Genomic DNA, 1800 nt, shown 5'->3' on the forward strand with positions numbered 1-1800 from the left:
ACTTGTTTTTGTAAATTAGCATAAACAAAAACATTCGCCTAACTGTCGGTTTTGCGAAATGCTTCGCACTTCGCAAAGCCGACGGGCGTTATCTGCAATATTATGAGAACCCTTCTAATACCAATTTTTTGTCTATTTTTATTGACTTCCTGTAAATATAACACGGAACAAAAAACTCTCTTAAATAAAATAGAAAATTCAAAAAACGAGATATTTGAAGAAAATTTTAAAAATGTTGTTATTCAGAATTTTACGAAAGATGATTTAGTAGAATTGTCATCACATCAAGATGCCGAAATTGCCTTATATTTTTATGAAATTTTGGTTAAAAAATATCCGATACAAGCATATAATGTTTTTCTTAAAAATATCAATAATGTAAAAAAGATTGTAACATCAACAAGCTATGATACACTTGAAGAAATGACTGTTTCAGGAGCAATGCTATATTATGCTACATTAAAAAACAATGTTTTCTCACAAAAGCAATTGGATATAATTTTAGATAAAATCATTTTAGACTTAGACAACAAAAAACATTTAAGCGGACACTTAGCTTTGTACCTTGAAAAAAATAAGGCTAATCCAAATCCAAAATATTATTCGATTCTCAAAGCTGAAATTCAAAAAAATTCACCAGAAAATTATTTTAATAATATTACTTTTATAACATATTTTTCAAATTACAATAAGTCAGAAGATATAAAATTAATTACTAAATACTTAGAAAGTTCAATTTACAAGGAACCAACATATTTTAATTCTGCAATTGAATTCATTAATTATTCACCGAAACCCGAATATTTTAAAGTTCTAGAGAACTATTATAATAAAAAGATTAATGGTAAAAAATTTAGAGCCGACGATATTTTTTTTGAATTGGAATTGTTTACAAAAGCGGTAAGTAAATATAAAAATGAAGAAGGAAAAAAATTATTAGATAAATTGATTAAAAAAACTTCTTATTTTTCGGAAGGCAGATTTCTTGCACCAAATGAACAAATTTATTTGATTTTGGAAAATGAAGATCAAACAAATTTCTTTTCCGATGAAAAAAGAATTTTATCAAAACAAATCAACAAGTCAGTGATTGACACAATTCAAAATTTCAATAAAAGATGGAACTAAAGAAATACTGCAGATAACAAGGGTTTGGCAATAGCGGGCGGAACGTCAAAAGTTCACGTTTTGTGCTTAGGTTGAAATTTGTATTTTAGTTGAAAGTTTCGGCTTCGATTTGCCCGCCATCGCCAAGCCCCGAAACGTCAGGCTGTGAAAAAACTCACATCCTCCCTCTTTAAGCCATATTTTTACAACGCTGCAAGGTAAAACAAGCCTTTTAAGGACGCCTTATTTTTAAGCAACCAATAATATTTTTTCAAAAACAAAGACTGATTTCAGCTTAAAATGCTTCGTTATTTGCAAAAACAAGACGTTCCTTTTGTAAGGTGACTTCCAGTTCTTGATTTTGGCAATTAAATCAGGAACTCCCAGAATATTCATTGCACGTTTGATGTTGTAAACCAGCATAATTAAGCTGTGTTCACCATTTACCTTCTCTAAACCCGTTAAATTCGTGTGATTGTAACCCCATTGCCTTTTGATGGTTCCGAAGATATGCTCGTTGATCTCCTGCCTTTTTCGGTACAATTGACCATTTTCTCGATAACGCTGATTGTTTTCTTCCACTGCATCCGCGTACTGGCTTCTATCAATTTCCCGGCCTCCTGTTCTACTCGTACAAAGTGATTTTACAGGACATTCTTTACAAGCTGGGGTTCTGTATTTTTTGAAGTCGTA

Annotated in this window: 2 protein-coding genes; one reads left to right on the plus strand and one right to left on the minus strand. The window is 30.9% G+C overall.

The features are described from left to right. Positions 1 to 102 precede the first annotated feature (102 nt). Complete coding sequence (locus tag BW932_RS14095) at positions 103 to 1128, plus strand: hypothetical protein (RefSeq protein WP_143745581.1); 1026 nt, start codon at positions 103 to 105, stop codon at positions 1126 to 1128. A gap of 228 nt (positions 1129 to 1356) precedes the next feature. Here BW932_RS14095 and BW932_RS14100 read toward each other — a convergent pair. Beyond that, positions 1357 to 1800: transposase (locus BW932_RS14100; RefSeq protein ID WP_245820754.1), on the minus strand; the 444-nt coding region annotated here is incomplete at its 5' end.

Source organism: Kaistella chaponensis (assembly GCF_900156725.1).
In the GTDB taxonomy this organism is placed as follows: Bacteria; Bacteroidota; Bacteroidia; order Flavobacteriales; family Weeksellaceae; genus Kaistella; species Kaistella chaponensis.